This is a genomic window from Nocardia sp. NPDC049190, assembly GCF_040648115.1.
In the GTDB taxonomy this organism is placed as follows: Bacteria; Actinomycetota; Actinomycetes; order Mycobacteriales; family Mycobacteriaceae; genus Nocardia.
Genome location: NZ_JBEZDE010000086.1, coordinates 1 through 8,106, shown reverse-complemented (window position 1 = coordinate 8,106; position 8,106 = coordinate 1). Strand labels below are relative to the sequence as shown.

At 62.5% G+C, this 8,106-nt stretch carries 7 protein-coding genes; 5 read left to right on the top strand and 2 right to left on the bottom strand.

The window, feature by feature from the left end:
• The first annotated feature begins 172 nt into the window (after positions 1-172).
• Positions 173-3,106 (top strand): Tn3 family transposase, encoded by a 2,934-nt coding sequence (locus AB0B25_RS31650; protein WP_357187410.1) that lies wholly within the window; start codon positions 173-175, stop codon positions 3,104-3,106.
• Between the two features lie 14 nt (positions 3,107-3,120).
• On the opposite strand, the gene AB0B25_RS31645 is transcribed toward AB0B25_RS31650, so the two are convergent.
• Entirely contained in the window at positions 3,121-3,618 is a 498-nt protein-coding gene (locus tag AB0B25_RS31645; protein ID WP_357187408.1) for a VOC family protein, read from the bottom strand.
• Between the two features lie 203 nt (positions 3,619-3,821).
• Between AB0B25_RS31645 and AB0B25_RS31640 the strand changes: the two genes are divergently transcribed.
• From AB0B25_RS31640 to AB0B25_RS31625, 4 genes are all read left to right on the top strand, one after another.
• Positions 3,822-4,427: a recombinase family protein gene (locus tag AB0B25_RS31640; protein ID WP_357187406.1), complete on the top strand. Its 606-nt coding sequence runs from the start codon at positions 3,822-3,824 to the stop codon at positions 4,425-4,427.
• Between the two features lie 152 nt (positions 4,428-4,579).
• Positions 4,580-5,635: a hypothetical protein gene (locus AB0B25_RS31635; protein ID WP_357187403.1), complete on the top strand. Its 1,056-nt coding sequence runs from the start codon at positions 4,580-4,582 to the stop codon at positions 5,633-5,635.
• 180 nt (positions 5,636-5,815) lie between these two features.
• Positions 5,816-6,433 carry a recombinase family protein gene (locus tag AB0B25_RS31630; RefSeq protein WP_357187400.1) on the top strand — a complete coding sequence of 206 codons (618 nt, stop codon included), beginning with the start codon at positions 5,816-5,818 and terminating at the stop codon, positions 6,431-6,433.
• A gap of 154 nt (positions 6,434-6,587) precedes the next feature.
• A complete protein-coding gene (locus tag AB0B25_RS31625; RefSeq protein WP_357187397.1) occupies positions 6,588-6,890 on the top strand; it encodes a hypothetical protein in 303 nt (100 codons plus the stop codon).
• A gap of 176 nt (positions 6,891-7,066) precedes the next feature.
• On the opposite strand, the gene AB0B25_RS31620 is transcribed toward AB0B25_RS31625, so the two are convergent.
• The coding region (locus AB0B25_RS31620; protein WP_357187394.1) for a phosphotransferase at positions 7,067-8,106 on the bottom strand (1,040 nt) is incomplete at its 5' end.

The window sequence follows — 8,106 nt, the reverse complement described above, 5'->3', positions numbered from 1 at the left end:
CGCGCGGTCAAGGCGCGCGGTCATTTCCCGACCGAGGCCGCGGCCCTGAAATGCGTGTACCTGGCCATCATGAGCATGGACCCGACCGGCAAGGCCTGGAACTCCCGAAGCTGTCATGAAGTGCAAAGTAGGACGCGCCGGTAACTGACGATCTGCCTTACGGTTTCGGCTTGTGCGTCAAGAGTGGTCGCCCGAGGATGTGGTCGGGTCGTGGACGCTGGTCGGGAAGGACTGGCGGTTGGTGGGCAACAAGTCTGGTGCGACCCGTCTCGGGTTCGCGGTGTTGCTGAAGTTCTTCGAGATCGAGGCGCGGTTCCCGCGTGGGGCCGATGAGGTTCCGGTTCCGGCTGTCGCGTATCTGGCTGGGCAGGTGAAGGTCGACGCCGAGTTGTTCGCCGACTACCCGTGGTCGGGTCGTTCGGTGAAATATCACCGGGAGCAGATCCGCGTGTCCTTCGGCTTCCGTGAGTTCACTCTTGCGGATGAGGAAAAGTTGGCTGGTTGGCTGGCTAATGAGGTGTGTCCGGTCGAGTTGCGGGACGAACAGCTTCGGCAGGCGTTGCTGATTCAGTGCCGTACAGAGCTGATCGAGCCGCCGACCCGGATCGAGCGAATCATCGGTTCGGCGAGAGCGACATTCGAGAAACGGTTCTGCGACCGCACGGTGTCGCGGCTGACGCCGGCGTCGGTGGAAGCGTTGAACGGGCTGATCGCGGAGAATGCTGGCCGGTTGGCGAGTGGCCGGAATCTGTTGGCCGAGTTGAAGTCCGATCCCGGCAAGGTGAGCTTGGAGACGCTGCTGCGGGAGATCGAGAAGCTGACGGCCGTGCGGTCGTTGAAGCTGCCGCCGGATCTGTTCGTCGACGCCAGCGAGAAGCTCGTCGACGCATGGCGGGCACGTGCGGCCCGGACATATCCCTCCGACCTGCGGGAGGCCCCGGAGCCGGTCCGGTTGACCCTGTTGGCGGCGCTGTGCTGGATGCGGTCCTCGGAGATCACCGACGCCCTGGTGGAGTTGCTGATCAGCCTGGTCCACACGATCAACGCCCGTGCCGACCGGCGGGTGGAACGAGAATTGACCGCCGATCTTCGTCGGGTCCGCGGCAAGGAGGGCCTCCTGTTCAAGCTGGCCGAAGCGGCCGTCGACCACCCCGACGGCATCGTTCGAGAGGCGTTATTCCCTGTCGTCGGCGAGAAGACGCTGCGGGAGCTGGTCAAGGAGGCTAAAGCCAACGAGCAGGTCTTCCAGGAGCGGGTCCGAACTGTGCTTCGCGGCTCGTACTCCAATCACTACCGGCGGATGCTGCCGCCACTGCTGGCAGCGTTGGATTTCCGCTGCAACAACACCGCCTATCGGCCGGTGATGGTCGCATTGGAGCTGTTGCAGCGTTACGCGACCATCGACGGCAAAGTCCGGTTCTACGACAAGCACGCGCTTGCGCCGCTCGACGGCGTGGTGCCCAAGGCATGGCGTGAGGCGGTGGTCGATGAGGAGAAAGGCAAGGTCGAACGCATCCCCTATGAGCTGTGTGTACTCGTCGCGCTGCGGGATGCGCTGCGCCGACGTGAGATCTATGTCGAGGGCGCGAACCGGTGGCGCAACCCGGAGGATGATCTGCCCGGCGACTTCGACCAAGCCCGCGAGGTCCACTATGCGGCGATTCGTCAGCCGTTGGATTCGAGCGCCTTCATCGCCGATCTGCGCGAGCGCATGACCGCTGCCCTGGATGGCTTGGACAAAGGGCTCGCCACCGGTACGACGGGCGGGGTGCGGATCAGCAAACGCAAGGGTGACCCGTGGATCGCGGTCCCGAAGCTGGAGAAGCTGCCCGAGCCGGAGAACCTGGTGAAGGTCAAGGAGGAGGTGTCGCGGCGGTGGGGCACTATCGACCTGCTCGACATGCTCAAGGAAGCCGACTTGCTCACCGATTTCACCCCGGAGTTCACGTCGGTGGCCTCGCGTGAGTCGATGGATCGCGACACCCTGCGCCGCAGGTTGCTGCTGGTGCTGTTCGCGTTGGGAACGAACATGGGCATCAAGGCCATCGTGAACACCGGCGAGCACGAGGAAACCGAGCCGATGCTGCGGCACGTGCGGCGCCACTTCGTCACCCGCGACAACCTGCGCCGCGCGATAGCGAAGCTGGTCAACGCGACTTTCGCCGACCGCGACCCGGACTGGTGGGGCACCGGCACCGCGTGCGCCAGCGACTCGAAAAAGTTCGGCTCCTGGGAGTCGAACTTCATGACCGAGTACCACCAGCGCTACGGCGGACCCGGCGTGATGATCTACTGGCACGTCGAACGCCACCGCGCCTGCATCTACTCCCAGCTCAAGTCGTGTTCATCGTCAGAAGTCGCTGCGATGATCGAAGGTCTGCTGCGTCATTGCACCGACGCCGAGATCGCCTCCAACTACGTCGACACTCACGGGGCGAGCATCGTCGGATTCGCGTTCACCGAACTGCTCGGGTTCCGGTTGCTGCCCAGGCTGAAGAACATCGGCAGCATCCGCCTGTACCGGCCCGACGACAAATCGGTGTACGGGCATCTCGGTTCGGTGTTGACCAGACCGATCAAGTGGGAGCTGATCACCCAGCAATACGACCAAATGGTCAAGTACGCCACCGCGTTACGGCTGGGCACCGCCGAGTCGGAGTCGATCCTGCGTCGATTCACCCGCGGGGGTCCAAAACATCCGACTTATCAGGCGTTGGAAGAGCTCGGCCGGGCTGTGCGCACGATCTTCGCCTGCCAATATCTCGCGTCGGAGGAGTTGCGCCGCGAGATCAACAGCGGGTTGCAGGTCGTGGAGAACTGGAACTCCGGCAACGGACTCATCTTCTACGGCAAAGACGCCGCTCTGGCCGGCCCCGACCGCGAACACGCTGAGGTGTCGATGCTGGCCCTACACCTACTGCAATCCTCGCTGGTCTACATCCAGACCCTGCTGCTACAAACCGTCCTCGAAGACCCGGCGTTCCGGGAATTGATGGGCGAGGACGAGCGTCGAGGCTTGTCGGCGTTGTTCTGGAGCAACATCAACCCCTACGGACGGTTCATGCTCGACATGAACCGTCGTCTGGATCTGGCCAGAGCGGCGTAGCGGCCTCGATGCGCTCAGCGGGCGGAACGCATGTACTCGTCGATGGTACGGAAAATAGTGTCTGGCCCACCCTCCCACGCCGGCTTCGGGTCCGGCTGCCCTGGAGCGGGCTGGTACACCCACCACAGATTGCCCCACGGGTCCTCGATGCGAGCAAGCGTCACTGATCCGTAGAACGGTGTCGCAGGGGTCACGATCACCGATCCTCGATCGACAGCGCGCCGCAGCATCGCCTCGATGTCGGAGGTCCAGATCTGAAACAGGCCGGAGTGCGTCCGCCAGCCTTCTTGCGCGTCGGCAATCATCAAGAGGGAATCACCGATGCGCAGTTCGGCGTGAATCAGTTTGCCCGTCGGCGTCGGTGTTCGTGCTTCCGCGACTTCACTGGCGTCGAAGACCTCCTCGGCGAACGCTATGAAGCCGGCCGCGCCTTCTACGACGACGAACGGATTGAGCGTGTTGCCGCGCCCCGTGATTAAGCCGGCGTCGAGCGTGATCTGATCCTTTGCCATGCCGACACCCTGGCATGTACCACCGACACTCCGGGCGGGCGCACTTGTTCCACCAGATGTAGGCCGACCACGTTTGTCGAGTGTCGACAAACGAACGTCTACCGACACTCGACAGCCCTACTCAAACGCCCAGATGACGACTGTCGGAAGCCCGTGCCGGATTTCAACGTCGGCAAACGCTTCGAATCGGATATTTTCGACATATGCTCATCGGCTACGGGCGGGTGTCGACCGCCGACCAGAACCCCAACCACCAAATCGACGCACTCGTGCGGGCTGGCGTCGCCGCCGAGGACATCCACATCGACAAGGCCAGCGGCGCGAAAGCCTCACGGCCGAAGCTGGACCTGGTACTCAAGATCGCCCGCAAGGGCGACACCATCGTCATCACCCGACTCGACCGGCTCGGCCGCTCCGTGCTGAACCTGATCCAACTCGGAGCGAAGCTCCAAGAACGCGGCATCGGGTTGAAGGTCACCGAACAGGGCATCGACACCGCCACTACCGAAGGCCGCGCCATGTTCGGGATGCTGTCCGTACTCGCCGAACTCCAACGAGAACTGATCGTCGCCAACACCAAAGACGGATTGGCCGCCGCCCGCGCCCGCGGACACAAGGGCGGCCGTCGCGCCAAACTCACCGCCCACCAGGTCGAGCAAGCACAACGGCTCTACATCGAGGGCAAGCACACCGGACAGCAGATCGCCGACATCCTCGGCGTCAAACGCGGAACCCTCTACGGACACCTCGACAAGGACTCAGTCGGCGGTCGCCCCCGCGCTGCCAAACCCACTGCCTCAACAACCTGAGCTACTTTGCGGCGGAGGCCAGCGTCGGGAGTCCTGCCCTACTTTGCACTTCATGACAGCTTCGGGAGTTCCAGGCCATGACGCGGCGCGTTCGGGCCATCTGAGCAAACCTTTCCGTTGTGACGCTGTCGGTCGGAGAAAGGTTCGAGGTTATGCAGGGGCAGTTACGGTACGGGGGGCAGATCGGCCCGGGCAAGTTCGAAGCCGCAGTCGTCGCGGCGCGCATCATCCCGCTGTCGGAGCTCGTGCAGATCCCGGGATTCACCGATCTCACCCCGGAGCAGATGTGGCATGTCACCCACACGCCAGCAATCATGCAGTGGGTGTCACGGCCGGTGTACTGGATGCAACGCGGCCGCAGTGCCGCCCTGTTGACAGGGATCGACCCGGACTACCAGGCCGAGCAGGTGCAGTTGGAGAACCGGGTGCGATCGGAGCTGCACCGCGCGGTTTCATCGGCCGCCGCGGGCGACTCGCGGTTGCTCGACCAGCTCGAATTCGGTGCTCCATCGATGGTCTCGGGCGCGCACAAACTCGAGGAACTGTTGGGTGGCGATCGAGGCGACGGCCCGATCGTGTTCATGTTCGATGTGCCGGACGCCCATGCGACAGCACCGTTCCATGAGATCGACATGGCAGGCGATCGTGAGGAGCGGGTGCGGTTGGCGCTGCGACGCTGGAATTCCGACTTCCTGGATCTGGTGCCGGATTTCGCCTCAGAACTGCATGCCAGACTGCGTGACGTGCACGTCTGCCGATGGCACTCGGAGGGTCAGGCTCTGCTGTACTTCGTCGAAGACGCCGACGGCGACACGGTGGTGTGGGTGGGATGGGATCCGCACACATTCACCGGACCGACGCCACCTTTCTGGGAGACGCTGCCACCGGCGGTGCACCGGTTTCTCACGGATGTGCACCCTGGGTTCACCATGCTCGACGGCGAATCCTACGGCCTTGCCCAGCCGTCGTATATGTCGACTTTCGCAACATGGGCGGGCTGGCTGGGTGCCATCCCCGACTGGAACCGCGAGGATGTCATCGACTCGACATCGATGCTGTGGTTGACAGGCAACGGCTTCGACACCGCCTTGTGTTCGTCGCCCGAACTGGCTGTCGGTGAAGTAGTGGTCCTCTTCGAGAATCAGTTCGATGTCCGCGATCTGGGCAAGGAATTGGACACTTTGATGCGCTCGGCGCTACGCCTGTAGCCTCCGCGTGTTGCCTGAGTTTGCTGGCAAGGCCGGAACAGTGTTGCTGTGTAGCTGTTCCGTAGGCCGATCGCTCAACGGAACAGCACGGCCGCAGGATTCCGACCCTGGCCACGGTGTTCCGTAAAGGTGTTCCGCGAACTGTTCCGGTGAACCCCCGTCATATGGAACGATCGCACGGTGATCGAGCCCTTCCGTGTGGGATATGTGCGTTGCTCCACCGACGAGCAAGACGTCGAGATCCAAACCGAGCAACTGCTCGCCCTCGCAGTGCCACGCGAGCGGATCTTCATCGACAAGGGATTCTCCGGCACCACCCGAAAGAACCGCACCGGGCTGGACAACGCGCTCACCGCGGTCACCTCCGCCGCCGCAGCGGTCACGGACCGGCAGGTCGTGCTCACCACGACGAAGTTCGACCGGTTCGCGCGTAACATGGCCGAGGCCGGCGAGATCCTCACCAGCCTGCGCGAGCGCGACGTGTTGTTCGGGCTCGGCAGCTCGATCTACGACTGGGCTGACCCGTTCGGCAAGCTCTTCCTGCAAACCCTCGCCATGGTCGCCGAATTCGAGGCCAACCTCAACCACTTACGCACCCGCGAAGGTATGGCCAAGGCCCGCGCGAAAGGCCGCCTCAAGGGTAAACAGCCGAAACTGCCTTTGGCAGCACGGAAAACGATCCACCGCCGCTACCACGACCCCGACGACAACGCGAGCCTGGCCGACCTCGCCCAGGAATACAGCGTCGGCCGCTCCACCATCCACCGCATCATCAGCGGCCCCACGCCACGGGCATAGCAGCCACGGCACCCCACCTACCCGGCACCCCGAATCCCGCCATCGCCGCTGGTCAAGGCAACTTCGTTGTTTTTCGCGCGATTACTACCGGGACCCCGAATACCACGGTCCCGACCGGATTCCGTCAACACGCTGGCGCGACCTTGCAGACCTGTTGCTGATCATCGGCAACTTCGAGTTCGATGCGGCATCTACCTGCGCCGCGCTCGACAAACAACGCGAATGCCGCGCCGCACTCGAATTGCCTTCCGCCGTGCACGTACCCGGCCCGCGGTGGGAATCCGAGTACCCTGGGCTCGCCGCGACCACCATCCTCTCCGCGGCCCTCCACCGTCTGGACGAAGCCCTGCTGGTCCTCGGCCGTTGCGTGAACCCGTTGCTCTGCGGCGAAGTCACCGCCGGCCGCTGGAACCCCGAGTCGAACAGTTGGGACACCGTACCCGTCCGTGTGGGGTAGACCGCAGCCACGCTGGAGAGACACTCGCGAACTGGCACGACTACCGAGGCGTGAGAATCGGCTACGGGCGTGTATCGACCACCGACCAGAACCCCAACGGGCAACGCGATCTGCTGATACCGCTACATTATCGGTCTCAGATCGAACAAGTCCACCGGATCGATGTCCCTGCCCCTTCAGGCTAATTCAGCCCATCTGAGGAGCAGTGTCTGCAATTCGTCTCGCGAAATGCCAGGCTCAGTTTCGGAAAGTCGAGACAATCGCGACAATGACTGGTGGTACCAGTTGACCCGTTCCTCGAGGCGGCTTGGGTCCTCGGCAACGCTACGCGGCGTTGGCTCAACGTACATCACCATTTTTCTCCACTCTCTCATAGCGCCGTACATGCGAAGGACTGCTTCGGTATCAACGGCAGGATTCGCAGGCGACACCCGCTCGATCCACATCTCAGTGGCCCGAGCGCGAGTCGCCTCGTCCGGCAAGCTCAAACGCTCGAGTGAGAACGCTGCGTTAAATAGCGGATCACTGGGTCCGGCAAGCTCCCAATCAAGGATCCACAATTTCCCATGGTCATCGAGCCGAAGGTTGGGCGGCCAAAGGTCGTTGTGGGCAAAGACAACCGGTTCGCCCGCACGACTGAGGTCCGGCCGAATATACTCCAACAATGGCCCGATCCCGAGTTGGCGGAGCCTCGACAGCTGATCCTGTGGCAGGTTGTGATACGCGTCGTCGGCATGCTGGATCATCTGCTGCTGCCACCCTGGAATATCGAGTTCCATTCCTGCCGGTACGGAATGCGAGGACATCAACTGTACCTGATCTAAAAGATCAGGTAACCAATTCATCACCTCGGGATCATTGAAATCCGGCGTTCTACCGGGAATATACTCCATGATTGTGAAATCCGTGCCGGTAGCCGGGTCTACCCCTGCGTAGAGGATCTTAGGTGTTCTCACGCCGCACTCACGTGCGTCTTCTATGGCCGTATTCTCGGGCATCCATTTCTTCAAGAAAATCACGAGCGGTTGTTCTTTCTTTGATCTGACCACAGCTGGGCCCGCGCTCGTATCAACCAGATGCACCCTGTTTCCGGTCCCAGCGAAATTCGGTTCCCGATCTCGGACCTGCTCATACAATTCCTGGGCCTCTTCCGAAAATATTTCGAATCGGTTCGGGTCCGGCCCGTAGACTGGTCTCTGCGCACCTGCGCCGGATT